The 25,811-nt window shown below is 61.4% G+C and carries 22 protein-coding genes, 2 tRNA genes and 1 pseudogene; 15 read left to right on the forward strand and 10 right to left on the reverse strand.

What is annotated here, in order from left to right:
• Positions 1-42: 42 nt before the first annotated feature.
• From ACF8K2_RS21830 to ACF8K2_RS21845, 4 genes are all read right to left on the reverse strand, one after another.
• The gene (locus ACF8K2_RS21830) at positions 43-1,608 is read right to left on the reverse strand and encodes an ABC transporter permease (RefSeq protein WP_392467578.1); all 1,566 of its coding nucleotides are present in this window, start codon (positions 1,606-1,608) and stop codon (positions 43-45) included.
• Complete coding sequence (locus tag ACF8K2_RS21835; RefSeq protein ID WP_392467579.1) at positions 1,608-2,621, reverse strand: extracellular solute-binding protein; 1,014 nt, start codon at positions 2,619-2,621, stop codon at positions 1,608-1,610. Before ACF8K2_RS21835 ends, ACF8K2_RS21830 begins: the two co-directional genes overlap by 1 nt.
• A gap of 200 nt (positions 2,622-2,821) precedes the next feature.
• Positions 2,822-2,908 (reverse strand) — tRNA-Leu (locus ACF8K2_RS21840).
• A gap of 80 nt (positions 2,909-2,988) precedes the next feature.
• Positions 2,989-3,075: transfer RNA gene (locus ACF8K2_RS21845), tRNA-Leu, on the reverse strand.
• Between the two features lie 271 nt (positions 3,076-3,346).
• On the opposite strand from ACF8K2_RS21845, the gene rnr reads away from it, so the two are divergent.
• The 8 genes from rnr to ACF8K2_RS21885 all read left to right on the forward strand — a co-directional run bounded on the left by rnr (position 3,347) and on the right by ACF8K2_RS21885 (position 13,006).
• Positions 3,347-5,944 (forward strand): ribonuclease R, encoded by a 2,598-nt coding sequence (gene rnr / locus ACF8K2_RS21850; RefSeq protein WP_392467581.1) that lies wholly within the window; start codon positions 3,347-3,349, stop codon positions 5,942-5,944.
• Entirely contained in the window at positions 5,941-6,687 is a 747-nt protein-coding gene (gene rlmB / locus ACF8K2_RS21855) for a 23S rRNA (guanosine(2251)-2'-O)-methyltransferase RlmB (RefSeq protein ID WP_186555593.1), read from the forward strand. The genes rnr and rlmB overlap by 4 nt, the downstream gene beginning before the upstream one ends.
• Positions 6,688-6,919: 232 nt before the next feature.
• Positions 6,920-7,345 carry a 30S ribosomal protein S6 gene (rpsF, locus tag ACF8K2_RS21860; RefSeq protein WP_186555592.1) on the forward strand — a complete coding sequence of 142 codons (426 nt, stop codon included), beginning with the start codon at positions 6,920-6,922 and terminating at the stop codon, positions 7,343-7,345.
• A 28-nt stretch (positions 7,346-7,373) separates the two neighbouring features.
• On the forward strand, positions 7,374-7,604 hold the full coding sequence (rpsR, locus tag ACF8K2_RS21865; protein ID WP_003249563.1) for a 30S ribosomal protein S18: 231 nt from the start codon (positions 7,374-7,376) through the stop codon (positions 7,602-7,604).
• A gap of 33 nt (positions 7,605-7,637) precedes the next feature.
• Positions 7,638-8,528: a hypothetical protein gene (locus tag ACF8K2_RS21870; RefSeq protein ID WP_392467583.1), complete on the forward strand. Its 891-nt coding sequence runs from the start codon at positions 7,638-7,640 to the stop codon at positions 8,526-8,528.
• 20 nt (positions 8,529-8,548) lie between these two features.
• Complete coding sequence (rplI, locus tag ACF8K2_RS21875) at positions 8,549-8,995, forward strand: 50S ribosomal protein L9 (protein ID WP_186555590.1); 447 nt, start codon at positions 8,549-8,551, stop codon at positions 8,993-8,995.
• Positions 8,996-9,107: 112 nt separating this feature from the next.
• Positions 9,108-10,505, forward strand: coding sequence for a replicative DNA helicase (dnaB, locus tag ACF8K2_RS21880; protein WP_186555589.1), 1,398 nt, complete (start codon positions 9,108-9,110; stop codon positions 10,503-10,505).
• Between the two features lie 203 nt (positions 10,506-10,708).
• Positions 10,709-13,006 carry a YgiQ family radical SAM protein gene (locus tag ACF8K2_RS21885; RefSeq protein ID WP_186555588.1) on the forward strand — a complete coding sequence of 766 codons (2,298 nt, stop codon included), beginning with the start codon at positions 10,709-10,711 and terminating at the stop codon, positions 13,004-13,006.
• Positions 13,007-13,114: 108 nt separating this feature from the next.
• On the opposite strand, the gene ACF8K2_RS21890 is transcribed toward ACF8K2_RS21885, so the two are convergent.
• On the reverse strand, positions 13,115-13,702 hold the full coding sequence (locus ACF8K2_RS21890; protein ID WP_392467587.1) for a TIGR00730 family Rossman fold protein: 588 nt from the start codon (positions 13,700-13,702) through the stop codon (positions 13,115-13,117).
• Between the two features lie 348 nt (positions 13,703-14,050).
• Here ACF8K2_RS21890 and azu point away from each other — a divergent pair, with 348 nt between their 5' ends.
• Positions 14,051-14,500 carry an azurin gene (gene azu / locus ACF8K2_RS21895; protein ID WP_392467588.1) on the forward strand — a complete coding sequence of 150 codons (450 nt, stop codon included), beginning with the start codon at positions 14,051-14,053 and terminating at the stop codon, positions 14,498-14,500.
• A gap of 120 nt (positions 14,501-14,620) precedes the next feature.
• On the opposite strand, the gene nadE is transcribed toward azu, so the two are convergent.
• On the reverse strand, positions 14,621-15,448 hold the full coding sequence (gene nadE / locus ACF8K2_RS21900) for an ammonia-dependent NAD(+) synthetase (protein ID WP_392467589.1): 828 nt from the start codon (positions 15,446-15,448) through the stop codon (positions 14,621-14,623).
• 3 nt (positions 15,449-15,451) lie between these two features.
• Entirely contained in the window at positions 15,452-16,657 is a 1,206-nt protein-coding gene (gene pncB / locus ACF8K2_RS21905) for a nicotinate phosphoribosyltransferase (RefSeq protein ID WP_392467590.1), read from the reverse strand.
• 539 nt (positions 16,658-17,196) lie between these two features.
• Between pncB and ACF8K2_RS21910 the strand changes: the two genes are divergently transcribed.
• The 6 genes from ACF8K2_RS21910 (at position 17,197) to ACF8K2_RS21935 (ending at position 23,643) form a co-directional block, all read left to right on the forward strand.
• Positions 17,197-18,333, forward strand: coding sequence for a branched-chain amino acid ABC transporter substrate-binding protein (locus tag ACF8K2_RS21910; protein ID WP_264236776.1), 1,137 nt, complete (start codon positions 17,197-17,199; stop codon positions 18,331-18,333).
• Between the two features lie 153 nt (positions 18,334-18,486).
• Positions 18,487-19,401 (forward strand): branched-chain amino acid ABC transporter permease LivH, encoded by a 915-nt coding sequence (locus tag ACF8K2_RS21915; protein ID WP_186555582.1) that lies wholly within the window; start codon positions 18,487-18,489, stop codon positions 19,399-19,401.
• A 2-nt stretch (positions 19,402-19,403) separates the two neighbouring features.
• Positions 19,404-20,693, forward strand: a complete 1,290-nt coding sequence (livM, locus tag ACF8K2_RS21920) for a high-affinity branched-chain amino acid ABC transporter permease LivM (RefSeq protein ID WP_186555581.1) — start codon at positions 19,404-19,406, stop codon at positions 20,691-20,693.
• A complete protein-coding gene (locus ACF8K2_RS21925; protein WP_186555580.1) occupies positions 20,690-21,565 on the forward strand; it encodes an ABC transporter ATP-binding protein in 876 nt (291 codons plus the stop codon). Before livM ends, ACF8K2_RS21925 begins: the two co-directional genes overlap by 4 nt.
• Complete coding sequence (locus tag ACF8K2_RS21930; protein ID WP_186555579.1) at positions 21,562-22,278, forward strand: ABC transporter ATP-binding protein; 717 nt, start codon at positions 21,562-21,564, stop codon at positions 22,276-22,278. Before ACF8K2_RS21925 ends, ACF8K2_RS21930 begins: the two co-directional genes overlap by 4 nt.
• Before the next feature lie 597 nt (positions 22,279-22,875).
• On the forward strand, positions 22,876-23,643 hold the full coding sequence (locus tag ACF8K2_RS21935; RefSeq protein ID WP_186555578.1) for an SDR family oxidoreductase: 768 nt from the start codon (positions 22,876-22,878) through the stop codon (positions 23,641-23,643).
• A 76-nt stretch (positions 23,644-23,719) separates the two neighbouring features.
• Here the strand turns inward: ACF8K2_RS21935 and ACF8K2_RS21940 are convergent, their stop codons facing one another.
• The 3 genes and pseudogenes from ACF8K2_RS21940 to ACF8K2_RS21950 form a co-directional block, all read right to left on the reverse strand.
• Positions 23,720-24,829: an AGE family epimerase/isomerase gene (locus ACF8K2_RS21940; protein ID WP_392467591.1), complete on the reverse strand. Its 1,110-nt coding sequence runs from the start codon at positions 24,827-24,829 to the stop codon at positions 23,720-23,722.
• A gap of 96 nt (positions 24,830-24,925) precedes the next feature.
• Entirely contained in the window at positions 24,926-25,558 is a 633-nt protein-coding gene (locus tag ACF8K2_RS21945; protein ID WP_186555576.1) for a TetR family transcriptional regulator, read from the reverse strand.
• A gap of 121 nt (positions 25,559-25,679) precedes the next feature.
• Positions 25,680-25,811, reverse strand: a pseudogene (locus ACF8K2_RS21950) (phage infection protein); the annotation flags it as partial.

Here is a 25,811-nt window from a genome sequence, read left to right on the forward strand (position 1 = left end):
GCTGCGATGGGCCGCAAACTCTCGAGCGCAAGAGATAACAGGTTATGCCTTGTTCAAATACATCCGCGTAGTCAGCAAGTAAACCGGCAACCCCGAAACCACAATCAGCAACGCCGCATAAGGCGCCGCCGCCGCGAACTCGACGTTGGCGGTATGCGCCCACACCTCAGTCGCCAAGGTGGTCATCCCGGTCGGGCTAAGCAGCAGGGTCGCCGTCAGCTCTTTCATCGCATCCAGGAACACCAACGCAAACGCCGCAGCCAGCGCCGGGAAGATAATCGGCAAGGTCACCCGGCAGAACGCGCTGAAGCTGCTCGCGCCCAGCGTGCGAGCGGCTTCTTCCAGGGTCGGCGACGCCTTGTTCAGCGCCGTGCGCACCGGCGCCTGGGCCAACGGCAGGAACAACAGCGCATACGCCAGGATCAACAATGCGGTGGTCTGGTACAGCGCCGGCACATAATGTAGGGCGAAGAACACCAGGGTCAGGGCAATCACCAGCCCGGGCAGGGCATGCAGCAGGTAGGGCAGGCGTTCGGCCCAGATCGCCAGGCGACCTTTATAGCGCACCACCAGGAAGCTGATCGGCAACGCCAGCAGCACGCAGACACCAGCACCGCCCAATGACACCGACAGTGATGTGAACAGCGCTTTGCTGATCTCACCCACCGGGAACGCCGCCGATGAGCCGACGCTCAGCCAGTAGCCGAGCATGGCCAGGGGAATCCCGCTGCCTAGAATCGCCAGAGCCAGGCAAAACACCTGCGCCAGCGGCATCCAGCCACGCAACTTCACCGGCTGCGCACGACGCGCAACGCCCTGGCCGATCCGCACATGCCGCGCCTTGCCGCGTACGCGCAGCTCCAGGGTCAGCATCACCAGGCACAGCGCCAGCAACACCGCCGATAGCATGGCGGCGTTGGCGTTGCTGAACTCCAGCTCGAACTGCTGATAGATCGCCGTGGTGAACGTCTGCAAGCCAAGGATCGACAGGGCGCCGAACTCCACCAGCATGTGCAGGGCGATCAGCAGGGCGCCGCCGAGCATCGACGGCCACAGCAGCGGCAGCGTGACCTTGAAGAACACCCCCCAACGGCTGCAACCCAGGGTGCGCGCCGACTCCTCCAGGGAGGTGTCGACATTGCGCAAGGTGGCCGCCACTGGCAGGAATACCAGCGGGTACTTGGACAGCGCCATGACCAGGATCGCCCCGCCCAGCCCTTCGAAGCCTGAGCTCAGCGACACCCAGGTGAAGCTGCTGACGAACGACGGCACGGCAAATGGCAGGCACAGCACCACGCCCCACAAGCGCCGCCCTGGCAGGTCGCTGCGCTCGAGCAGCCAGGCCAAAGCCAGGCCGACCACCATGCACACCAAGGTGACACCCACCATCAACAGCATCGTGTTGCGCATCAGGCCCCAGACGAAGGGTCGCCAGAGCAGGTGCAACGCTTCCCGCCAGCCGGCCTCCCAGGCCTTGAGCGCGACGTACAGCAACGGCAGCAAGCTCATCGTCACCAGGAATAGGACAGGCAGCACCACCCAGATCGAGGGGCGCTTGCGGCGCGGCACGAAACGCGCCTGGGCCGAGAGGGGCAGGGCGGCAGTCATTAGAGCAGACCGACCTCGCGCTCAAGCTCCAGGGCTTCCTCGGCGTTACCAAGGTCGGCTGGGGTGATCTGCGGCGGACGCAGCTCTTCGAACGGCTTCAGGCCCTGGTCAGAGACCATGCCTTTATGCAGCGGGTATTCAGCGGTGGTCTGGGTGATCACGCGCTGGCCTTCCTCGCTGGCCATCCAGTTGAGCAGGGCCTGGGCTTCTTTCGGGTGCTTGCTGGCCTTGACTGCGGCGGCGCCGGAGATGGTCACCAGGCCGCCGGCGTCGCCGTCTGCCAGGTAGTACAGCTGCGAATCCAGCTGGCCGCGCTCACGCTTGAGGGCATACCAGTAGTAGTTGTTGACCAGCACGGCATCGACTTCGCCTTTTTCCACGGCCTTCAGGGCGACCATGTTGTTGGTGTAGGTCTTGCCGAAGGCTTTCAGGCCAGTCAGCCACTCTTCGGCGGCATCGCGACCGTGCATCTTGAGGATGGCCACGGCTTGCTCCTGGAAGGCGCCGCTGGTCGGCACGAAGCCCACGCGGCCATCCCATTCGGGGTTGGCGAAGTCCATCACCGATTGCGGCAGGTCTTTCTGGTCGATCTTCTTCGGGTTGAACACCACCACGCGGGTGCGCGCGGTCACGCCCATCCAGCTGCCGTTGGCGGCAACGTATTCCTTGGGCAGCATGTTCAGGGTGGCGTCGTCGATCTTGGCCAGCAGGCCAAGATCGCCGAGGTTGTTCAGCGGCGGCGACTCTTCGGTATAGATGACGTCGGCAGGCGAGCGGTCGCCTTCTTCGATGATCTGGCTGGCCAGCTGGTTGCTGCTGCCTTTGCGGATATTGATATGAATGCCGGTCTTGGCCTCGTAGGCCTTGGCGATGGCCTCGCCGATTTCCTTGTGCTGACCGTTGTACAAAGTCAGGCTGACCGGGTCGTCTGCCATGGCGGCCGGAGCGCCGATCACCAGGCTCAGAACAGCGGCGGCCAGGGTGCGCATCAGCGGTTGCGGACGGATCGTCATGCGGGTACTTCCTCGCTTACGGCTACATATTTGGAAACAATGGTAAACGAAATTGTTTCTCAAGTGGCCGAGTGACGAGAAATTCATGAGCAGACTATCGTTCAATTTCCCCCAGATGCTTGTGCATAGGCAGGTAGCAGAGTGGGGGACATAAAACGCAGGCAAGAAAAAACCCACTAGCAAGCTAGTGGGTTTTTATATGGTGCCCAGGAGAAGACTCGAACTTCCACGATCTTGCGATCACTGATACCTGAAACCAGCGCGTCTACCAATTCCGCCACCTGGGCAAATCTTTACATCTACAGCGTACTGCGATGAATCTCTTGCTGACTGACAGATAAGCCTGTTATCTATCACTCGAAATATTTGGTGCCCAGGAGAAGACTCGAACTTCCACGACCTTGCGGTCACTGATACCTGAAACCAGCGCGTCTACCAATTCCGCCACCTGGGCACACTCGTTGAAATCACATGATGCTTTACAACATCGTTCATCTCAACTACAACGTCGGGTGTCCGTCGTTGTGGTGCGCACTATACGGACGCCCTATGAGGCTGTAAACCCCCCGAATCAAAAAAAATTCAAAAAATTCAACTTGTTGATTCCATAGGCCTTACCCAGCGCACAAGACCCTCAGACGGGGGCTGTCCAAGGCCGACATTTCCGGTTTCAATACGCCTATGCCAAACTTCTACTCTATATACCCCAAGGTGAACCCCTTCTGATGGCCGATTGGCAATCCCTCGATCCCGAGGCCGCCCGCGAAGCGGATAAATACGAGAATCCTATTCCCAGCCGTGAGCTGATCCTGCAACACCTTGCCGACCGCGGCGAACCGGCTGCGCGAGAGCAGTTGGCGGCGGAATTCGGTCTGCACGAGGAAGACCAGATCGAAGCCCTGCGCCGCCGTCTGCGTGCCATGGAGCGTGACGGTCAGCTGATCTATACCCGGCGCGGCACCTATGCCCCGGTAGACAAGCTGGACCTGATCTGCGGACGCATCTCTGGCCACCGCGATGGTTTCGGCTTCCTCATCCCTGACGATGGCAGTGACGATCTGTTCCTCAGCCCGTCGCAGATGCGCCTGGCGTTCGACGGTGACCGTGGCCTTGCCCGTGTCTCCGGTACCGACCGCCGTGGCCGCCGTGAAGGCGTGCTGGTCGAAATCATCTCCCGCGCCCACGAAAGCGTGGTCGGCCGTTACTTCGAAGAAGGCGGCATCGGCTACGTGACCCCGGACAACCCGAAGATCCAGCAGGAAGTGCTGGTGACTGCCGGGCGTAACGGCGGCGCCAAGATCGGTCAGTTCGTCGAGATCAAGATCACCCACTGGCCCACCCCGCGCTTCCAGGCACAAGGTGATGTGGTCGAGGTGATCGGCAACTACATGGCTCCAGGGATGGAAATCGACGTTGCCCTGCGCAGCTACGACATCCCCCATGTCTGGCCGCAAGAGGTGATCAAAGAAGCGCGCAAGTTCCGCTCCGAAGTCGAAGAGAAGGACAAGGAGAAGCGCATCGACCTGCGCCATCTGCCGTTCGTCACCATCGACGGCGAAGATGCCCGCGACTTCGACGACGCGGTCTACTGCGAGCCACAGGGCAAGCTGCGCCTGTTCTCCGGCGGCTGGCGCCTGTATGTCGCGATCGCCGACGTTTCCAGCTACGTACGTCTGGGCTCGGCCCTGGACATCGAAGCGCAGCAGCGCGGTAACTCGGTGTACTTCCCTGAGCGGGTAGTGCCGATGCTGCCTGAAGAGCTGTCCAACGGCCTGTGCTCGCTGAACCCGCACGTCGATCGCCTGGCGATGGTCTGTGAAATGACCATCAACAAATCTGGCCAGATGGTCGACTACCAGTTCTACGAAGCGGTGATCCACTCGCACGCGCGCCTGACCTACAACAAGGTCAGCAGCATGCTCGAGCACGCCCGTACCCGCGAAGGCAAGGCCCTGCGCGAGGAATACAAAGAGGTTGTCCCGGATCTCAAGCACCTGTATACCCTGTACAAGGCATTGCTGGCGGCGCGCCATACCCGTGGCGCGATCGACTTTGAGACCCAGGAAACCCGGATCATCTTCGGTGATAACCGCAAGATCGACGAAATTCGTCCGACCGTGCGTAACGAAGCCCACAAGCTGATCGAGGAATGCATGCTGGCGGCCAACGTTGCCACCGCCGAATTCCTGCAAAAGCATGGCGTGCCTTCGCTGTACCGCGTGCACGATGGTCCGCCACCGGAGCGTCTGGAAAAACTGCGCGCCTTCCTCGGTGAGCTTGGCCTGTCCCTGCACAAGGGCAAAGAGCCTTCGCCGAAGGACTACCAGGCGCTGCTGGCGAGCATCGCCGGCCGGCCGGATTTCCACCTGATCCAGACCGTCATGCTGCGCTCGCTGAGCCAGGCGGTGTACAGCACCGAGAACAACGGCCACTTCGGCCTGAACTACGAGGCGTATACCCACTTCACCTCGCCGATCCGTCGTTACCCCGACCTGCTGGTGCACCGCGCCATTCGCAGCGTGATCCGTTCCAAGGTCGATACCCCGCACGTCAAGCGTGCCGGCGCGATGAGCATCCCTAAGGCGCGCATCTACCCGTACGACGAGCCGACCCTGGAGCAGATGGGCGAGCAGTGCTCGATGACCGAGCGCCGTGCCGACGAGGCCACTCGCGACGTGGTCAACTGGCTCAAGTGCGAGTACATGAAAGACCGCGTGGGCGAGATCTTCCCGGGCGTGATCACTGCCGTTACCGGCTTTGGCCTGTTCGTCGAGCTGACTGATATCTACGTCGAGGGCTTGGTGCACGTCAGTGCCCTGCCAGGCGACTACTACCACTTCGATGCGGTGCATCACCGCCTGTCGGGTGAGCGCAGTGGTCGCAGCTTCCGCCTGGGCGACACCATCGAGGTCAAGGTCATGCGCGTCGACCTCGACGAGCGCAAGATCGATTTCGAAGTCTCGCAGGCAAGCGCCAGTGCAGCCGTTGGCCGCAAGCGTGCTGCTGCTGATGGCGCAGCGCCGGCCAGCAAGGCCAAGCCGGGCGAGCAGCGTGAAGCCAAGGTCGAAGCGAAAATCGATCCGGCGCCACGTCGTCGCAAGAGCGAAGCCGCTGATGCCTACTTCCCCAAAGACGCGGTGCAGCGCAACGCCGAGGTGCGCAAGAGCCGCGAGATGAAGAAGGCGCTGATGGGCGAGGCGCGCAACGCCCCGTCCTCGAGCAAGTCGGACAAGGGTGGCAAGTCGGCCTCCGGCAAGCCCACCAAGCACCGCAAGGGCCCGCCAAAATCGGGCGCGCCACGTAAGAGCAAGAGCAAGTCATGAGTCAGCTGGAAAAAATCTACGGCGTTCATGCCGTGCAGGCGCTGTTGCAGCACCACCCCAAGCGGGTCAAGCAGATCTGGCTGTCCGAAGGCCGTAGCGAGCCGCGCGTTCAAGCGCTGCTCGCCCTGGCTGCAGAAAACCGCGTGCCGGTTGGCCAGGCCGAGCGCCGCGAGATGGACACCTGGGTCGATGGCGTGCACCAAGGTGTGGTTGCCGAGGTGAGCCCGAGCCAGGTGTGGGGCGAGCTGATGCTCGAAGAGTTGCTAGAGCGTACCGAGACGCCGCCGCTGATTCTGGTGCTCGACGGCGTCACCGATCCGCACAACCTTGGCGCCTGCCTGCGTACCGCCGATGCTGCCGGCGCTACGGCGGTCGTGGTGCCCAAGGACAAGTCGGCGACCTTGACCCCGGTCGTGCGTAAAGTGGCCTGCGGCGCCGCCGAGGTGATTCCGCTGGTGGCTGTGACCAACCTGGCGCGCACCCTGGAAAAACTGCAGAAGCGTGGCCTGTGGGTAGTTGGCACTGCGGGGGAGGCTGAGCAGGAGATCTATCAGCAGGACCTGACCGGTCCGCTGGTGATGATCATGGGCGCTGAAGGCAAAGGCATGCGCCGGCTGACCCGCGACCATTGCGATTTTCTGGTGAAGCTGCCGATGAGCGGCAGTGTCAGCAGCCTGAACGTTTCTGTCGCGACAGGCGTTTGCCTGTTCGAGGCCGTGCGCCAGCGCCAGATCAAGCGCTGATCGAGAGGGGGCGCGCATGCGCGCCCCAGTGGTTGATGGCACTTGGGTATGTTTGCGGTTGTTCAAATAATCGCCAATTACCTTGCTTGTGCGTCCGGCCTTCTCTACAATTGCGCCCCTTGCCCAGCAGGCAGGCGCGCATGTGCCTACTGTCCACGGCAAGACATACAGTGTCATTCACTCCTTGTCTGACCAGATTCGCTGGCAGACTACTAACCCGTAAGGAGCATTCATGCGTCATTACGAAATCATCTTCCTGGTCCACCCGGATCAGAGCGAGCAAGTCGGCGGCATGGTTGAGCGTTACACCAAGCTGATCGAAGAAGATGGTGGCAAGATCCACCGCCTGGAAGACTGGGGCCGTCGTCAACTGGCCTACGCAATCAACAATGTTCACAAGGCTCACTACGTGATGCTGAACGTTGAGTGCACCGGCAAGGCCCTGGCCGAGCTGGAAGACAACTTCCGCTACAACGATGCCGTGATCCGTAACCTGGTCATCCGTCGTGACGAAGCCGTTACTGGCCCGTCCGAGATGCTCAAGGCCGAAGAGAACCGCAGCGAGCGCCGTGAGCGTCGTGAACGTCCTGAATCTGCTGATGGCGCCGAAGGCGACGACAGCAATGACAGCGACAACAGCGATAACGCTGACGAGTAATCCACGGACCTTTTGAGGAGCCTATTACATGGCACGTTTCTTCCGTCGTCGTAAATTCTGCCGCTTCACTGCTGAAGACGTGAAAGAGATCGACTTCAAAGATCTCAACACCCTGAAAGCTTACGTATCCGAAACCGGCAAGATCGTTCCAAGCCGTATCACCGGTACCAAAGCTCGTTATCAGCGTCAGCTGGCTACCGCTATCAAGCGCGCCCGCTTCCTGGCCCTGCTGCCCTACACCGACAGCCACGGCCGCTGAGACCGGGTTTTCGACAAGTAGCAAGGGATAAGCATGCGAGCGTTAGCTGATTTCATCATGCGCGGTCGCGTGCAGGCCACTGTAGTGGTGGCCGGTAGTGCGGCATTGCCGCTGTTGTTCTGGTTGTGTGCCGCCGCTGGGAGCCTGGTGTTCCTGCGGCGCGGTTTCAAGGACGCTTCCTCGGTCATCGTCTGGGGCATTTTGCCGGCGTTGGCCTGGTGGGTCTTCGGCGAGCCGCGCACCTTGATGGTGCTGCTGGGGACGCTGGGGCTGGCTGCGCTGTTGCGCGCTGGGCATTCCTGGAGCCGGGTGCTGTTATCCAGCATCGCCTTGGGCCTGTTGTACGGTGTCATTCTGGGTTCAGCGTTCCGTGAACCGATTGAAGCTCTGGCGCGAGCGCTTGAAAAAGCCCTGCCGCAGATGCTCGACGGTCTCTACCAGCAGTTATCGGTGGAGGAGCAGGCGCAACTTGGGAAGCTCATCGTACCGGTGCTCAACGGCCTGATGGCGGCTGGGCTGCAGGTTGTCAGTGTGTTGGCCCTGATGTTGGGTCGCTACTGGCAGGCCGCGTTGTACAACCCGGGAGGTTTTGGCCGCGAGTTTCAAGCGGTGCGAATTCCCCTGGTGCCGGCGCTGGTGCTGTTGGGGTGCATGCTGTTCGGGCCGAACCTCGGTTCTGCCTTGGCATTGCTCACGCCGCTGTGCAGCGTGCCGCTCATGTTTGCCGGGCTTGCCCTGCTGCATGGGTTGGTGGCGCAGAAACGTCTGGCCAAGTTTTGGCTGGTCGGGTTGTACGTGACGCTGGTCCTGTTCATGCAACTGACTTATCCGTTGCTCGTGGTTTTGGCCATTGTCGATAGCCTGATTGATTTTCGCGGTCGCAAGTCACCTCAGGGTGATGATTCCGCGAACGGTGAAGGTTAAAAGTTAAGAGGTTTTACCAAATGGAACTGATCCTGCTGGAAAAAGTCGCTAACCTGGGCAACCTGGGCGACAAAGTTAAAGTTAAAGCCGGTTACGGCCGTAACTTCCTGCTGCCATTCGGCAAGGCCACCGTTGCCAACGCCGCCAACCTGGCTGCGTTCGAAGAACGTCGCGCCGAGCTGGAAAAGGCTGCTGCTGACAAGAAAGCTTCGGCTGAAAGCCGCGCTGCCCAACTGGCAGAGCTGGAAGTCACCATCACCGCCACCGCTGGCGATGAAGGCAAGCTGTTCGGTTCGATCGGCACCCACGACATCGCTGACGCCCTGACCGCCTCCGGCGTTGAAGTGGCTAAAGCTGAAGTTCGTCTGCCGAACGGCACCATCCGTCACGTTGGCGAATACGACGTAGCCGTGCACCTGCACAGCGACGTTGAAGCCACCGTACGCGTGGTCGTCGTTGCAGCCTAAGCTGTAGCAACTGGCTGGCTCCTCGTGAGCTAGCCGGTTAACATCGGGCACGGCTCTGCCTTCGCAGACCGTGCCCTTTGTTTTTCTCCTCACCCAGAATTCTTTCGTGGCCATGAACGAGATCACCAACCCCGAACAACTCGACCTGCAGACCGCAGCCCTGAAGGTGCCGCCGCATTCCATCGAAGCCGAACAGGCTGTGATCGGTGGTCTGATGCTGGACAACAACGCCTGGGAAAAGGTACTGGACCAAGTTTCGGACGGTGACTTCTATCGGCATGACCACCGCCTGATCTTCCGCGCCATCCACAAGCTGGTCGACCTCAACCAGCCGTTCGACGTGGTCACTCTGCACGAGCAGTTGGACAAGGAAGGCGTGTCCAGCCAGGTCGGCGGCTTGGCCTACCTGGCCGAGCTGGCCAAGAACACCCCGTCGGTCGCCAACATCAAGGCGTATGCGGCGATCATCCGCGAGCGCGCCACGCTGCGCCAGCTGATCAGCATCAGCACCGATATCGCCGACAACGCCTTCAATCCGCAGGGGCGCAATGCCGAGGAAATCCTCGACGATGCCGAACGGCAGATCTTCCAGATCGCCGAGGCGCGGCCCAAGACCGGCGGCCCCGTGGGCGTCAACGAGCTGTTGACCAAGGCCATCGACCGCATCGACACCCTGTTCAACTCCGACAGCGACATCACCGGTATCTCCACCGGCTATACCGACCTGGACGAGAAAACCAGCGGCCTGCAAGCGGCTGACTTGATCATCGTCGCCGGCCGTCCGTCGATGGGTAAGACCACCTTCGCCATGAACCTGGTCGAGAACGCAGTGCTGCGCAGCGACAAGGCAGTGCTGGTGTTCTCCCTCGAGATGCCAGGCGAATCGCTGATCATGCGGATGCTCTCCTCGCTTGGCCGGATCGACCAGACCAAGGTCCGTTCCGGTCAACTGGACGATGACGACTGGCCGCGCCTGACGTCGGCGGTCAACTTGCTCAACGATCGCAAGCTGTTCATCGACGACACCGCCGGCATCAGCCCTTCAGAGATGCGTGCGCGGACCCGGCGTCTGGCGCGTGAGCATGGCGAGATCGCCATGATCATGGTCGACTACCTGCAGCTGATGCAGATCCCAGGCTCGGCCGGTGATAACCGGACCAACGAAATCTCCGAGATTTCCCGATCGCTCAAGGCCCTGGCCAAAGAGTTCAACTGCCCGGTGATCGCCCTGTCCCAGCTCAACCGCTCTCTTGAGCAGCGGCCAAACAAGCGCCCGGTCAACTCCGACTTGCGTGAGTCCGGTGCAATCGAGCAGGACGCCGACGTGATCATGTTCGTGTACCGGGATGAGGTGTATCACCCCGAGACCGAGCACAAGGGCGTTGCCGAGATCATCATCGGTAAACAGCGGAACGGTCCTATCGGCTTCATTCGTCTGGCGTTCATCGGCAAGTACACCCGCTTCGAGAACCTCGCGCCGGGCATGTACAACTTCGACGACGACGAGTAATCGTCTCCCGCCATCCTGCTGGCCGGGATCACCTGTCAGAGCGATGCTGAGCGTCAGGCGCGTTCGCAGGGAAGCCGGTCCCGAGGGATGGCCGGGTCGTGCAATGCTCACCATGAATCCGACCATTATCGTCGGACTTGATCAAAATTTGTGCTATATTCCGCGCCCGCGATTTCCCTGCACACCAAGAACCGGTCACTGACATGCAAGCAGCCAAACCACTCTACGACTATCCCAAGTACTGGGCCGAATGCTTCGGGCCAGCGCCTTTCCTGCCGATGAGCAGGGAGGAGATGGATCAGCTCGGCTGGGATTCCTGCGACATCATCATCGTGACCGGTGATGCCTACGTCGACCATCCGTCGTTTGGCATGGCGATCATCGGCCGTTTGCTCGAAGCCCAGGGTTTCCGCGTGGGCATCATCGCCCAGCCGAACTGGCAGTCCAAAGACGACTTCATGAAGCTCGGCGAGCCAAACCTGTTCTTTGGCGTTGCCGCAGGCAACATGGACTCGATGATCAACCGCTACACCGCCGACAAGAAGATCCGCTCCGACGACGCCTACACCCCCGGCGGCATGGCCGGCAAGCGCCCAGACCGTGCCAGCCTGGTCTATAGCCAGCGTTGCAAGGAAGCCTACAAGCACGTGCCGATCGTGCTGGGTGGCATCGAGGCCTCGCTGCGGCGTATCGCTCACTACGACTACTGGCAGGACAAGGTGCGCCACTCGATCCTGATCGATGCCTGCGCCGATATCCTGCTGTTCGGTAACGCCGAGCGCGCCGTGGTCGAGGTGGCCCAGCGCCTGTCCAATGGCGAGACCATCGAGAACATCACCGACGTGCGTGGCACCGCGTTCGTGCGCCGTGACACGCCCAAGGGCTGGTTCGAAATCGACTCCACCCGGATCGACCGTCCGGGCAAGGTCGACAAGATCATCAACCCCTACGTCAACACCCAGGACACCCAGGCCTGCGCGATCGAGCAGGCCAAGGGCGAGGTCGAAGACCCCAACGAAGCCAAGGTGGTGCAGATTCTCGACAGCCCGGGCATGACCCGCGATAAGACGGTGATCCGCCTGCCGTCGTTCGAGAAGGTGCGTAACGACTCGGTGCTGTATGCCCACGCCAACCGTGTGCTGCACCTGGAGACCAACCCAGGCAACGCTCGCGCCCTGGTGCAGAAGCATGGCGAAGTGGATGTGTGGTTCAACCCGCCGCCCATTCCCATGAGCACTGAGGAAATGGACTACGTGTTCGGCATGCCCTACGCACGTGTCCCGCACCCTGCCTATGGCAAGGAGCGCATCCCGGCCTACGAGATGATCCGCTTCTCGGTCAACATCATGCGTGGCTGCTTTGGTGGCTGCACCTTCTGCTCGATCACCGAGCACGAAGGGCGGATCATCCAGAACCGTTCGCACGAGTCGATCCTGCACGAGATCGAGGAGATGCGCGACAAGGTGCCGGGCTTCACCGGCGTGGTTTCCGACCTGGGCGGGCCGACCGCCAACATGTACCGCATCGCCTGCAAGAGCCCCGACATCGAGAAGCACTGCCGCAAGCCCTCCTGCGTGTTCCCAGGCATCTGCGAGAACCTCAACACCGACCACAGCTCGTTGATCGAGCTGTACCGCAAGGCCCGTGCCTTGCCGGGGGTGAAGAAGATCCTGATCGCCTCGGGTCTGCGCTACGACCTGGCGGTAGAGTCGCCGGAATACGTCAAGGAGCTGGTCACCCACCACGTCGGCGGCTACCTGAAGATTGCCCCCGAGCACACCGAGCGTGGCCCGCTGGACAAGATGATGAAGCCGGGCATCGGCAGCTATGACCGCTTCAAGCGCATGTTCGAGAAGTACTCCAAAGAGGCAGGTAAAGAGCAGTACCTGATTCCGTACTTCATCGCTGCCCACCCCGGTACTACCGACGAAGACATGATGAACCTTGCCCTGTGGCTCAAGGGCAATGGCTTCCGCGCTGACCAGGTGCAGGCGTTCTACCCATCGCCGATGGCCTCGGCCACGGCCATGTACCACTCGGGCAAGAACCCACTGCGCAAGGTCACCTACAAGAGTGAAGGGGTCGATATCGTCAAGAGCGATGAGCAGCGCCGCTTGCACAAGGCGTTCTTGCGCTATCACGACCCCAAAGGCTGGCCGATGCTGCGCGAAGCGCTGGAGCGCATGGGCCGTGCCGACCTGATTGGCCCGGGCAAGCACCAGTTGATCCCGCTGCATCAGCCGCAGACCGACAGCTACCAGAGCGCTCGGCGCAAGAACTCGACGCCGACCGGCAGCCACAAGGTGGGCAAGGATCAGAAGATCCTCACCCAGCACACCGGCCTGCCGCCGCGTGCCAGCGATGGCAGCAAGCCGTGGGATAAACGCGAGAAGGCCAAGGCCGAGGCGTTTGCGCGTAACCAGCAGGCGGCTAAAGAGCGTAAGGAAGCGGCCAAAGGCGGCGGCAAGAAGAAGCCGCGTCAGCCAGTCCTGCCACGCTGAACTGGCAACATCTAAACTCGTGGGAGCGGGCTTGCCCCGCGATAGCGATGGTCAATCCACCAACGCTATCGCGGGGCAAGCCCACATCTTTCGTCAAGCGTCATAGGATCAATCAGGCTTCTTGTCGACCCACTTGGGCAACACCGGCGCCTCGAACTCATCCATCCCATCGAGCAGCTCATCCGGCTGCTTGCCCAGCAGCAACATCGCCCGATGCTGCGGCCGCACGAAGCCTTCCTCGACGATATGGTCGAGGAAGCCGCCGAGCTTTTCATAGAAACCGTTGACGTCCAGCAGGCCCAGCGGCTTGGCGTGATAGCCCAACTGCCCCCAGGTCCATACCTCGAACAACTCCTCAAGCGTACCCAGGCCACCCGGCAGGGCGATGAAGGCATCGCTCAACTCGGCCATGCGCGCTTTACGCGCGTGCATGCCGTCGACGACCTCCAGGCGGGTCAGGCCCTTGTGGCCGATTTCAGCGTCCATCAGGCTTTGCGGGATGATCCCGACCACTTCACCACCCGCAGCCATGGCCGCATCGGCCACGGTGCCCATCAGGCCCACGGCGCCGCCGCCATACACCAGGGTCAGGCCGCGGCCAGCGATGGCCTGGCCAAGGGCAACCGCCGCTTCACGGTAGGCCGGGTTGCTGCCGATGCTGGCACCACAGAAGACACACACGGAACGTACAAGCATTGCTTTTCTCCCTCCAAATGCGTGCACAGGGTAAGGCGCAAGCTGCTCGCTTCCAAGGCGTGATTCACTCCGGACGGGAGAATTCGCAGGCGGCGCCCGCGGCGCCTTGGGCGTAGGCTTCCAGCAGGCTGTTCATGAAACTACCAAGGGACATGTCATTTGCTCCTAAATGAGAGGTTGTCCCATCGTCTACTTAGAGGGCATGATGTGCACTTAGATTGGTTGTATACAATCCATAGAACAAATCAACTGGCTGGCCATTGGACACCTCCTTGATGCACATCAGGGACGTTCGTTCCGGGTTCAGGCAGTCTCGCAATTGATAAACCCCTGCCAAGGAGATTCACGATGTTTGCGAAAGCTGTAGCGGTATCCCTGCTGACCCTCGCCAGCGCTTCTGTGTTCGCGGCCGAGTGCTCTGTGACGGTCGAGTCGACTGACCAGATGTCCTACACCAGCAAGGAATTCACCGTCGACAAGAGCTGCAAAGAGTTCACCGTCAAGCTGACCCACTCGGGCAACCTGCCGAAGAACGTCATGGGCCACAACCTGGTAATCAGCAAGACCTCTGACATGCAGGCCATCGCCACTGAAGGCATGACCCAGGGCATCGACAAGGGTTACCTGAAGGAAGACAACGCCAATATCATCGCCCACACCGCGATGATTGGTGCGCCGGAGAAGGAAACCGAAGTCAAGTTCGACACTTCCAAGCTGGAAGCTGGCGGCGACTACAGCTTCTTCTGCACCTTCCCAGGCCACATCTCGATGATGAAAGGCAAAGTCATCGTCAAGTAAGCCTGATGCTGGCTGCGTGACCTGATGGGGGAGCGGGCTTGCCCCGCGATAGTGTGGGTGAATTCACCCTCGCTATCGCGGGGCAAGCCCGCTCTCACGTTAGGTATTGCAGGTCACGTGTTACGGCGCGAACGGCAACTCGCGCTTGTGCTGGGTCTTGCGGTAGGTGTTGACGATGATGTCGAACGCCTCCTGGCTGACCGGCTCGCCATGCAGGAACGCATCGATCTGCTGGTAGGTCACGCCATGTGACGCCTCATCCGGCTTGCCCGGTTCGAGGTCTTCCAGATCCGCCGTCGGCACTTTCTCTACCAACGATTCCGGCGCCCCGAAGCTACGGGCGATGGCGCGTACCTGGTTTTTCACCAGGCCACTCAACGGCGCCAGGTCGCAGGCGCCATCACCGAACTTGGTGAAGAAGCCCATCACCGCTTCGGCTGCGTGATCGGTGCCGATCACCAGGCCCGCGCGTGCGCCGGCGATGGTGTACTGGGCGACCATGCGCATCCGCGCCTTGGTATTGCCGACGACGAAGTCGACCAGGGTCGGCGAGCCGCCTTCCAGCGTTTTGACTTCCAGCGCCAAGGCCCGCACCGCAGGGGCGATGTCGACGGTATGCACCTCATCGGCCTTGATCACGTCCAGGCACGCTTGGGCATCGTGCTCATCATGCTGCACCTGATACGGCAGGCGTACCGCGATGAAGCGATAGCCTTGATCGCCAGTTTCGGCGCGCAGTTCGGTGACGGTGCGCTGGGCGAGCAGGGCGGCGGTCAGCGAGTCGACCCCACCACTGATGCCCAGGACCAGGGTCTTGAGCCGGGCATTGGCCAGGCAATCCTTGATGAAGGCCACGCGCCGGGCAACTTCGGCCTCGAGCGCGGCGGCGTCGGCGAACGGCGGCTGCACCTTGAGCTGCTGGGCAATCTCTCGCTGGACGGCTTGCATGGATTACTCCTTGTGGGGGACTTTGAAAACGTGGCGCATGTAGGCGACGAAGTTCTCGTCACGGCATTGGGTCTTGGCGGCTTCGTCGGAGATCTTCGCCACCGGCGAGCCATTGCAGTCGGTCATTTTAAGCACGATGTTCATCGGCGCCACCCCAGGTAGGTCGCAGGTCAGGTTGGTGCCGATACCAAAACTGACGTTGATGCGCCCGCGCAAGGCGCGGAAGATCTCCAGCGAGCGGGTCAGGTTGAGGCCATCGGAGAACACCAGGGTCTTGGTCATCGGGTCGATACCCAGTTGCTGGTAATGGGCGATGGCTTTTTCCGCCCAGGCCACCGGTTCACCCGAGTCGTGGCGCAGGCCATCGAACAGCTTGGCAAAGTACAGGTCGAAATCGCGCAGGAAGGCATCCATGGTGATGCAATCGGTCAGGGCGATGCCGAGCAATCCGCGGTACTCGCGAACCCAGCAGTCCAGCGCGGCGATCTGGCTGTCGATCAGCCGTGGGCCGAGCTGCTGGTGGGCCATGATCCACTCGTGGGCCATGGTGCCCAACGGCTTGATATCCAGTTTCCATGCCAGGTTGACGTTGCTGGTGCCGACGAAGCGTGCCGGGAAATCATCGCGCAGCACCCGTACCACCTCTTCCTGGACGCGGCTGGAGAAGCGCCGGCGGGTGCCGAAATCGGCTACCTGCAGCTCGGCCAGTTCATCGGCGCTGGCATGCGCTTGCAGCCAGTCGAACTTGCGATAGAGCTGGTCGCGGGCATCGCTCAGGCGCATGCGTGGGTGCAGGTGGCGGTTGCGCACCTCGCTGATGATCGCCAGTAGCGGCACTTCGAACAGCATCACATGCAGCCACGGGCCGCGCAGACGCAGGCTCAGCTGGTCGTTGTCGATGCCCAGGCGCAGGTAGCGCAGGTTGAAGCGGAACAGCCGCAGAAAGCGCAAAAAATCCGGTTTGAGGAAGCTGATGCGCTCAAGAAACTCGGCCTGGCCATCATCCAGGGTCATCTCGCTGAGCAGCTCGATCTGATTGCGGATCTCATCCAGATAGGGGCGCAGGTCTTCGCCGTTGCGGCAGCGAAACTCCCATTCGACGTCGGCATCCGGATAGTTGTGCAGCACCGCCTGCATCATCGTCAGCTTGTAGAAGTCGGTGTCGAGCAGGTTGTGCACGATGCGCTCGGCGAATGCGCTCTCGCTCATGGAAGGCTCCAGGTCGGCGGCGCTCGCTGAAAACGGCGCAAGCGCGCGGGAATGGCGGCCATTGTGCCAGCCTTTGCGCGCAAAGTGAGTAGCCGCAGCCCTATCGCGGAGCAAGCCCGCACCCGGCAATAGGCCATAAAGCATTGCGCGTGGGAGCGGGCTGGCCCCGCGATAGGGCTGTAAATGCCAAAAGCCGGATGATTCTGGCAGCACCAGCTAGCCTTGAAACAGTGCCCCCCGTAGCAGTCGCGCACCAGCTGTGTGCACTTCGGTGACGTCTGCTGTTACAGGCTGGTTGCACGTTAACACTTGTCGAGGTTGCAATGATGGCACTCGATGGTTGCTCCTTTCGTGATCGCGTGGTGGCGCCTTACCTATGCCAGACGGTTGCACGCTCAATAAAGAAAGCCCGCCGGTCGCCTCTAACCAGCCTGCCCAGTGTGTTTGCTCGAAATCCAAAACCAATGGCACGGCCCTTGCTCGGAGCAAGGCGCTGAAAGTTGTAGTGCCAACTAAAAAAACTCTAGGAGCACCACCTCATGTCGCAGACGTTTTACAAGAAAGGTTTCCTGGCTCTGGCCGTAGCTACGGCACTGGGTGTTTCTTCGTATGTTCAGGCCGACATCAAGATCGGCGTCGCAGGCCCAATGACTGGTGCCAACGCAGCGTTTGGCGAGCAATACATGAAAGGTGCGCAAGCAGCGGCTGACAAGATCAACGCCGCAGGTGGCGTCAATGGCGAGAAAATCCAACTGGTAAAAGGCGACGACGCCTGCGAGCCGAAACAGGCCGTGGCCGTGGCCAACCGCCTGGTCGACCAGGACAAGGTGGTCGGTGTGGTCGGACACTTCTGCTCGTCCAACACCATTCCGGCATCGGAGGTGTATGACGAAGCCGGTGTCATCGCCATCACCCCAGGTTCGACCAACCCGCAGGTCACCGAGCGCGGCCTGTCGGCGATGTTCCGCATGTGTGGCCGTGACGACCAGCAGGGCATCGTTGCCGGTGACTACATCGTCGACGTGCTCAAGGGCAAGAAAGTCGTAGTCCTGCACGACAAGGACACCTACGGCCAAGGCCTGGCCGACGCAACCAAGGCGCAGCTGGAGAAGCGTGGCGTCAAGCCGGTGCTGTACGAAGGCCTGACCCGTGGCGAGAAAGACTTCAGCGCAGTGGTCACCAAGATCCGCGGTGCGGGCGCCGATGTCGTCTACTTCGGTGGCCTGCACCCGGAAGCCGGTCCACTGGTGCGCCAATTGCGTGAAGCAGGCCTGAAGGATGTGGCGTTCATGTCCGATGACGGCATCGTCACCGACGAACTGGTGTCCACCGCAGGTGGCGCTCAATACACCAATGGCGTGTACATGACCTTCGGCGCCGACCCGCGTCTGCTGCCAGACAGCAAGGCGGTGGTGGAAGAGTTCCGCAAAGCCGGCACCGAGCCTGAAGGCTACACCCTGTACGCCTACGCCTCGGTCCAGGCGCTCGCCGCCGCGTTCAACGGCGCCAAGTCAAACAAGGGTGAAGACGCTGCCAAGTGGCTCAAGGCCAACCCGGTGCAGACCGTCATGGGCGAGAAGAAGTGGGACAGCAAGGGTGACCTGACCGTCTCCGACTACGTGGTCTACCAGTGGGATGCCAACGGCAAGTACCACCAGCTGGATAAACAAAAATAATAAAGGCACAAGGCCCGGACAGCCGTCCGGGCCGACGCCCCGCGGTACCTGTCTTTATCCGTAGATGTGCACCAGTTCTGCGCTGCGAGGGCCGCTGTATGCCAGGCCCGCCGTGGTCGGCGCTCGTGCAATCTCACTCAGCGAGATTGCGTTATGGATGGTATTTTCCTGCAGCAACTGGTCAATGGTCTGACCCTCGGGTCGGTCTATGGCTTGATCGCCATCGGCTACACAATGGTCTATGGCATTATCGGCATGATCAACTTCGCGCACGGCGAGGTGTACATGATCTCCGCGTACCTCGCGGCGATCAGCCTGGCATTGCTGGCTTATTTCGGTATCGAGTCCTTCCCGCTGCTGATGCTCGGCACGCTGTTGTTCACCGTGGTGGTCACCGGCGTCTACGGCTTCACCATCGAGCGCATCGCCTACAAACCCCTGCGTAACTCCACCCGCCTGGCGCCGCTGATCAGCGCCATCGGGATCTCGCTGATCCTGCAGAACTACGCGCAGATCAGCCAGGGCGCTCGCCAGCAAGGCGTGCCAACCCTGCTTGAAGGCGCCTGGCGCGTCGAAGTCGGCACCGGCTTCGTGCAGCTGACCTACACCAAGATCTTCATCCTCATCGCCGCCTTCGCCGGCATGGCCCTGCTGACCTACGTGATCAAGTACACCAAGCTTGGGCGTATGTGCCGCGCCACTCAGCAAGACCGCAAGATGGCCTCGATCCTGGGCATCAACACCGACCGGGTGATCTCCTATGTGTTCGTCATCGGTGCGGTGATGGCCGCCCTGGCCGGGGTGCTGATCACCATGAACTACGGCACCTTCGACTTCTATGCCGGCTTCATCATCGGCATCAAGGCCTTCACCGCCGCCGTACTCGGTGGGATCGGCTCGCTGCCCGGCGCCATGCTCGGCGGGATCATCCTGGGGATCTCCGAGTCGCTGTTCTCCGGCCTGATCAACTCCGACTACAAGGACGTGTTCAGCTTCTCGCTGCTGGTGCTGATCCTCATCTTCCGTCCCCAAGGCCTGCTGGGTCGCCCGCTCGTGGCTAAGGTGTGAACATGTCCACTGCCAATACTGCTTCTTCCGGTTTCGATATCAAACGCAGCCTGCTGGAGACCATCGTCGCGGGCTTGCTGGCACTGATCGTGTTCGGCCCGGTGGTCGGCGTGGTGCTCGATGGCTACACCTTCAATGCCGAGCCAAGCCGCGTGGCCTGGCTGGTCGGCGGGGTGATGGCGGGGCGCTTCCTGCTTAGCGTGTTCTTCCAGAGCGGCACCGGCCAGCGCATGCTGCAAGGCTTTGAAAGTGGCGGCTCGGGCGTGCATGTGCTGGCGCCCGACTACAAGTCGCGGCTGCGCTACGTCATCCCGGCGCTGATCGTGATCGCGATCGTGTTCCCGATCTTCGCCAACAAGTATCTGCTGACTGTGGTCATCCTCGGCCTGATCTACGTGTTGCTGGGTTTGGGCTTGAACATCGTGGTTGGTCTGGCCGGCCTGCTCGACCTGGGCTATGTGGCGTTCTATGCCATCGGCGCTTATGGCCTGGCGCTGGGCTACCAGTACCTGGGCCTGGGCTTCTGGAGCGTGCTGCCGCTGGCGGCCATCGCGGCGGCGCTCGCCGGCTGCATATTGGGCTTCCCGGTGCTGCGCATGCACGGTGACTACCTGGCCATCGTGACCCTGGGCTTCGGCGAGATCATCCGGCTGGTGCTGAACAACTGGCTGTCATTCACCGGTGGGCCGAACGGCATGCCGGCGCCGTCGCCAACGTTCCTGGGCCTTGAGTTCGGTCGCCGGGCCAAGGACGGCGGGGTGCCGTTTCACGAGTTCTTCGGGATCGACTACAACCCCAACATCAAATTCCTGTTCATCTACATCGTGCTGTTCCTGGTGGTGCTGGCGGTGCTGTACATCAAGCACCGACTGACCCGCATGCCGGTCGGGCGCGCCTGGGAGGCGCTGCGCGAAGACGAGATCGCCTGCCGCTCGATGGGCCTGAACCACGTGCTGGTCAAGCTTTCGGCGTTCACCATCGGTGCGTCCACGGCCGGCCTTGCCGGGGTGTTCTTCGCCACCTACCAAGGCTTCGTCAACCCGTCCTCGTTCACCTTCTTCGAGTCGGCGCTGATCCTGGCGATCGTGGTGCTCGGCGGCATGGGTTCCACCGTTGGCGTGGTCATCGCCGCATTCGTGCTGACCGTGGCACCGGAGCTGCTGCGCAGTTTCTCCGAATACCGGGTACTGCTGTTCGGCGTGCTGATGGTGCTGATGATGATCTGGCGACCGCGTGGGCTGATCCGCATCAGCCGCACCGGGGTAGTCCCGCGTAAAGGAGTGGCGCCATGAGCGACGAAATCATTCTTTCGGTCGAACACCTGATGATGCAGTTCGGCGGCATCAAGGCGCTCAGCGATGTCAGCCTGCAGGTCAAGCGCAACCAGATCTTCGCCTTGATCGGCCCCAACGGCGCTGGCAAGACCACCGTGTTCAACTGCCTGACCGGCTTCTACAAGGCCAGTGGCGGACGCATCGAGCTGAATGTGCGGGGTAACCGCACCGACGTGATCCAGCTGCTCGGCGAACGCTTTCAACCAACCGACTTCGTCTCGCCTGCGCGCTTTGCCAACCGCCTGTACTACAAGATGTTCGGCGGCACCCATCTGGTCAATCGCGCAGGCTTGGCGCGGACCTTCCAGAACATTCGCCTGTTCAAGGAAATGTCGGTGGTGGAGAACCTGTTGGTGGCCCAGCACATGTGGGTCAACCGCAATCTACTGGCCGGGGTGCTCAACACCAAGAGTTATCGCAAGGCCGAAAGCGATGCTCTGGATCACGCCTTCTACTGGCTGGAAGTGGTCGATCTGGTCGACTGCGCCAACCGCCTGGCGGGCGAACTGTCCTACGGTCAACAACGCCGCCTGGAGATCGCCCGGGCCATGTGCACGCGGCCGAAGATCATCTGCCTGGACGAACCCGCCGCCGGCCTCAACCCGCAGGAGACCGAGGCGCTCAGCCGCATGATCCGCGTGCTGCGTGATGAGCACGACATTACCGTGGTGCTGATCGAGCATGACATGGGCATGGTCATGAGTATCTCCGACCACATCGTGGTACTCGACCACGGCAACGTCATTGCCGAAGGCGCCCCGCAGGAAATCCGCCACAACCCGACTGTGATCGCCGCCTACCTGGGTGCAGATGAAGAGGAACTGGTATGAGTGCACCCATTCTCGAACTGAAGGACCTGGACGTGTTCTACGGGCCAATCCAGGCGCTGAAGAAAGTCTCGATGCACATCAACGAGGGCGAGACGGTCAGCCTGATCGGCGCCAACGGCGCGGGCAAGTCGACCTTGCTGATGTCGATCTTCGGCCAGCCGCGCGCGGCGTCTGGGCAGATTGTCTACCGTGGCACCGATATCACCCGCAAGTCGTCGCACTACATCGCCTCCAACGGCATTGCCCAGTCGCCGGAAGGGCGGCGGGTGTTCCCCGACATGACCGTCGAGGAAAACCTGATGATGGGCACCATTCCCATTGGGGATAAGTATGCCGCCGAGGATATGCAGCGCATGTACGAGCTGTTTCCACGCTTGAAAGAGCGGCGGACCCAACGCGCCATGACCATGTCCGGTGGTGAACAGCAGATGTTGGCGATTGCCCGAGCGTTGATGAGCCGGCCCAAGTTGCTGTTGCTCGATGAGCCGTCGTTGGGGCTGGCGCCGATCGTGGTCAAGCAGATCTTTGCCACCTTGCGCGAGCTGGCCAAGACCGGCATGACCATCTTTCTGGTCGAGCAGAACGCCAACCATGCGCTGAAGCTGTCGGACCGCGCCTATGTGATGGTCAACGGGCAGATTCGCATGACCGGCACGGGGCAGGAGTTGTTGGTCAACGAAGAGGTGCGTAACGCTTATCTGGGCGGGCACTGAGGTTTTGGGCCGCTCTGCGGCCCCATTCCAACGCCCATGTGGACAACTTGTCGCATATCTCGCCAGAGCCACCTCAGAACCCCGCTCCAAGTCATTGTTTCCACAGGCACAAAACTGTCCCCGGATAATGTGGAACTGCCTGTGGAAAACATGGTGGCACTCCGCTGTGAGCCACGATTATCAAGGCCTGCAAAGATCTGTTCGTTTTTTGATCAAGCGCTGCTTGTGCTTGATTTTCTTGGGATAACTTACCCCTTCGCGGGCGCTCACCAAACGCCAACTATCTGTGGATAACTCTGTGCAAAAGCCTTGGACAGACTGCTGCAAGCGGCACCGCTGAAAGCCTTGCGCCATCAGCGATGAGATATCCCCAGGCCGCTTGCTTGAAAATCCGTTCAATCCCCTGACAAGTTGCCCCCATTCTGTGGGGAAAGCCCTGTGGATAACATGCGCATAGCCCGCGCGGTCCCCTCTGCTACAAGGCTTTGCCAGGTTTGGATGTTTTTTGAGCAGGGTGCAAAACGGCTTGCTGGCGTCGCCAGTGGCGGGCATGCTTCAAGGCCTGTCGACGACCCCCTTATTGCGAAGGAGAACAGCATGACGTCCACCGTATTCATCACAGGCGCCACTTCCGGTTTTGGCGAGGCGACGGCCCGCCTGTTTGCCGATGCCGGCTGGAAACTGGTCCTGACTGGCCGTCGTAAAGAGCGCCTGGACGCGCTGTGTGCCGAACTCTCGGCCAAGACCGAAGTGCATGGCATCGTTGTCGACGTGCGTGATCGCGCGGCCATGGAGCAAGCCATCGCCAACCTGCCGCCGGCCTTCGACAAGCTGCGCGGGCTGGTCAACAACGCAGGCCTGGCGCTGGGCGCGGACCCGGCGCAGAAGTGCGACCTGGACGATTGGGAAACCATGGTCGACACCAACATCAAAGGCCTGATGTACACCACCCGCTTGCTGCTGCCACGGCTGATCGCCCATGGTCGCGGTGCGTCGATCCTCAACGTCGGCTCGGTGGCTGGCAACTATCCGTATCCGGGCAGCCACGTGTATGGCGGCACCAAGGCTTTCGTCGGCCAGTTCTCGCTGAGCCTGCGCTGCGACCTGCGCGGCACGGGCGTGCGCGTCAGCAACATCGAGCCGGGGCTGTGCGAAAGTGAGTTCTCGCTGGTACGTTTTGGTGGCGACCAGGCCAAGTACGACGCCACCTACGCTGGCGCCGAAGCGATCCAGCCGCAGGACATCGCCGAGACCATCTTCTGGATTCTCAATCAGCCGGCGCACATCAACATCAACAGCCTGGAGTTGATGCCAGTGAGCCAGGATTGGGCCGGGTTCTCGATCGATCGTTCGGCCAAGGGCTGATCTTAAGGCCATCGCGGGGCAAGCCCGCTCCGACAGGGATAGCGACACCCTGGAGCGGACTTGCCTCGCGATGGCTTCAGCTCAACCGCTGCAAGCCTTCCAGGCAAGTGGCCAAGTGATAAGGCGTCGTCGACGGCATGTCATGCCGGCTGACGGTGCCGCTGGCATCCAGGCATTCGTTCCAGCCACCGGCGTGCAGGAATTGCTCTTCCAGCGCGACCAACTGCTCCAGCAACTTGCCATCACTGTCTGCACGCAAGGCCAATGCCCGCAGATATTCCGCCTTGGCCCAAATGCGTTGGGTCGGGTCGATGACCTTGCCCTCGACATCCAGCATCGCCAGAACCGCTGAATCCTTCACCCCGTACTGCTCGGCGTAGCCGAATGCCCGGCTGATGGACACGTGCAGCGGGCTGTCACGCAGCAGTGGCGAGGTATCGAGCAGGTAGAACCATTCGAACTGATGGCCCGGCTCGAACCAGTTATCCACAGCGCCGCGCGGTTTTTCCAGCATCAGGCCCTGTTCAGGCTCGATGAAGTGCGTTTGCAGCGCCTCGCACAGCTGCAGCAAGGCCTGCTGAACAGGTGAGTCGTCACGTACTTGCAAGGTCTGCAGGAAGGCTTCGGCCAAGTGCATCTGTGGATTTTGCAATGGGCCGCTGCCCAGGTCCGACCAGTCTTCGGCAAGGCTCGCTTCATACAAGCCGTCGTCGCGAGCGAAGCGCTTGGCGACGATTTCCAGCGCGGCGTTGAGCGTGGATTCGACCAGACTCTCGCGCACCTTGCCCCAGTAATGGGCACAGGCGAAGACGATGAAGGCGTGGGTGTACAGGTCTTTGCGGCGGTCCAGTGGTTGGCCGGCAGCGTCAATGCTGTAGAACCATCCGCCGTGTTCTGCGTCGTGAAAGTGCCGTTGCAGGGAACGCAACAGGGTTGCGGCCCGCTCGGCCGCGCCCGGTTGCTCGATGCGGCTGCTGAACAGGTACAGCTGACGAGCGACGGCCATGGCGCGGTAGCGCTGTACCGGCAGCGGCTGGTGCTGTGCGTCGAGCGCCTCATAGGGCAGCGCCAGCTCGGCATTCCACCCCGGACCCTGCCACAGCGGCACGATGCGCTCGGCAAAATGCTGGCGGAAGCGGGCCAGGCGGGTGGTCAGCTCGGGCTGGGTGGGGCGGGGGTCGGACATGGAAGCGCTCGTCACAATCGGGCAGTGCGCCATGGTAGCAGAACTGGTGAATGACTCTTGATTCTCAGGCGCATGCAAGGGGCGAAGATGTCTGCTTCAAGGCGAAGGGCTAAGTCCCTGCCAATGGCGCGCACCGACAAAGATGAAGCGCAGCTGTTGAGTGATCTTTTCCTGCGCGGTCAGCGGCTGCGGGTCCAGCGGGTCGGGGCTGTCGATCAGTTCGGGCAGGGTGGCGAACACGGTCTTGACCACCAGATCGGCCATCACGCTCAGCGCGGCTGCGTCCAGATGCTTCCAGCGTGGCATCAGGCCGAGGTCGGTGGCCAGGTCCGAGCTGATGTCCTGGCGCAACCTGGCGATGGCCTGGCGCACCGGCTGCGAGCCGCCGTATTGCTCGCGGGCGAGGAACAGGAACTGGGCGCGGTGGGCAGCAACCATGTCGAGGAAGATCCGCACCGAGGCATCGGTAATGCCACCCAGCTCGAATTCGTTTTGTCGCACCAGGCGGATGGCGTGGCGGAAGGTAGCGTCGACCTCTTCGACCAGCGCCAGGCCGAGGGCGTCCATGTCCGGGAAGTGTCGATAGAAGCCAGTTGGCACGATGCCAGCGGTCTTGGCCACTTCGCGCAGGCTGATGCTGCCGAACCCGCGGCCACTTTCCATCAACTGGCAGGCGGCATCGAGCAGGGCCTGGCGGGTCTGGAGCTTCTGTTCGGCGCGCGGCAGCATGGGCAGGATTCTGTGACTGTACGGCTGGGCATTCTGGATAAAAAAACAAAGCCCGGTCAATGGACCGGGCTTGGAGGATAGCAGGCGCAGTGTCGAGGGTTGTTCTTTTCGGCCATGGTGATCAGCTCATGCGGCTGATTTCGACCAGACGATCCGAGCCACCTTCGGCAACCCGGCCAGTGCGTTCGATCAGGCGATCCGAGCCACCCTCGGCAACCCGGCCAGTGCGTTCGATCAGGCGATCCGAACCACC

The organism is Pseudomonas sp. xss_2 (genome assembly GCF_043104195.1).
Classification (GTDB): Bacteria; Pseudomonadota; Gammaproteobacteria; order Pseudomonadales; family Pseudomonadaceae; genus Aquipseudomonas; species Aquipseudomonas urmiensis.

Coding starts and splice junctions, on each gene's coding strand:
- ACF8K2_RS21935 (WP_186555578.1), top strand. CDS start 22,876: ATGACGTCCACCGTATTCATCACAGGCGCCACTTCCGGTTTTGGCGAG.
- ACF8K2_RS21940 (WP_392467591.1), bottom strand. CDS start 24,829: ATGTCCGACCCCCGCCCCACCCAGCCCGAGCTGACCACCCGCCTGGCC.
- ACF8K2_RS21885 (WP_186555588.1), top strand. CDS start 10,709: ATGCAAGCAGCCAAACCACTCTACGACTATCCCAAGTACTGGGCCGAA.
- nadE (WP_392467589.1), bottom strand. CDS start 15,448: ATGCAAGCCGTCCAGCGAGAGATTGCCCAGCAGCTCAAGGTGCAGCCG.
- ACF8K2_RS21830 (WP_392467578.1), bottom strand. CDS start 1,608: ATGACTGCCGCCCTGCCCCTCTCGGCCCAGGCGCGTTTCGTGCCGCGC.
- rplI (WP_186555590.1), top strand. CDS start 8,549: ATGGAACTGATCCTGCTGGAAAAAGTCGCTAACCTGGGCAACCTGGGC.
- ACF8K2_RS21930 (WP_186555579.1), top strand. CDS start 21,562: ATGAGTGCACCCATTCTCGAACTGAAGGACCTGGACGTGTTCTACGGG.
- azu (WP_392467588.1), top strand. CDS start 14,051: ATGTTTGCGAAAGCTGTAGCGGTATCCCTGCTGACCCTCGCCAGCGCT.
- ACF8K2_RS21910 (WP_264236776.1), top strand. CDS start 17,197: ATGTCGCAGACGTTTTACAAGAAAGGTTTCCTGGCTCTGGCCGTAGCT.
- rpsR (WP_003249563.1), top strand. CDS start 7,374: ATGGCACGTTTCTTCCGTCGTCGTAAATTCTGCCGCTTCACTGCTGAA.
- ACF8K2_RS21835 (WP_392467579.1), bottom strand. CDS start 2,621: ATGACGATCCGTCCGCAACCGCTGATGCGCACCCTGGCCGCCGCTGTT.
- ACF8K2_RS21870 (WP_392467583.1), top strand. CDS start 7,638: ATGCGAGCGTTAGCTGATTTCATCATGCGCGGTCGCGTGCAGGCCACT.
- rnr (WP_392467581.1), top strand. CDS start 3,347: ATGGCCGATTGGCAATCCCTCGATCCCGAGGCCGCCCGCGAAGCGGAT.
- ACF8K2_RS21945 (WP_186555576.1), bottom strand. CDS start 25,558: ATGCTGCCGCGCGCCGAACAGAAGCTCCAGACCCGCCAGGCCCTGCTC.
- rlmB (WP_186555593.1), top strand. CDS start 5,941: ATGAGTCAGCTGGAAAAAATCTACGGCGTTCATGCCGTGCAGGCGCTG.
- ACF8K2_RS21915 (WP_186555582.1), top strand. CDS start 18,487: ATGGATGGTATTTTCCTGCAGCAACTGGTCAATGGTCTGACCCTCGGG.
- pncB (WP_392467590.1), bottom strand. CDS start 16,657: ATGAGCGAGAGCGCATTCGCCGAGCGCATCGTGCACAACCTGCTCGAC.
- ACF8K2_RS21925 (WP_186555580.1), top strand. CDS start 20,690: ATGAGCGACGAAATCATTCTTTCGGTCGAACACCTGATGATGCAGTTC.
- rpsF (WP_186555592.1), top strand. CDS start 6,920: ATGCGTCATTACGAAATCATCTTCCTGGTCCACCCGGATCAGAGCGAG.
- dnaB (WP_186555589.1), top strand. CDS start 9,108: ATGAACGAGATCACCAACCCCGAACAACTCGACCTGCAGACCGCAGCC.
- livM (WP_186555581.1), top strand. CDS start 19,404: ATGTCCACTGCCAATACTGCTTCTTCCGGTTTCGATATCAAACGCAGC.
- ACF8K2_RS21890 (WP_392467587.1), bottom strand. CDS start 13,702: ATGCTTGTACGTTCCGTGTGTGTCTTCTGTGGTGCCAGCATCGGCAGC.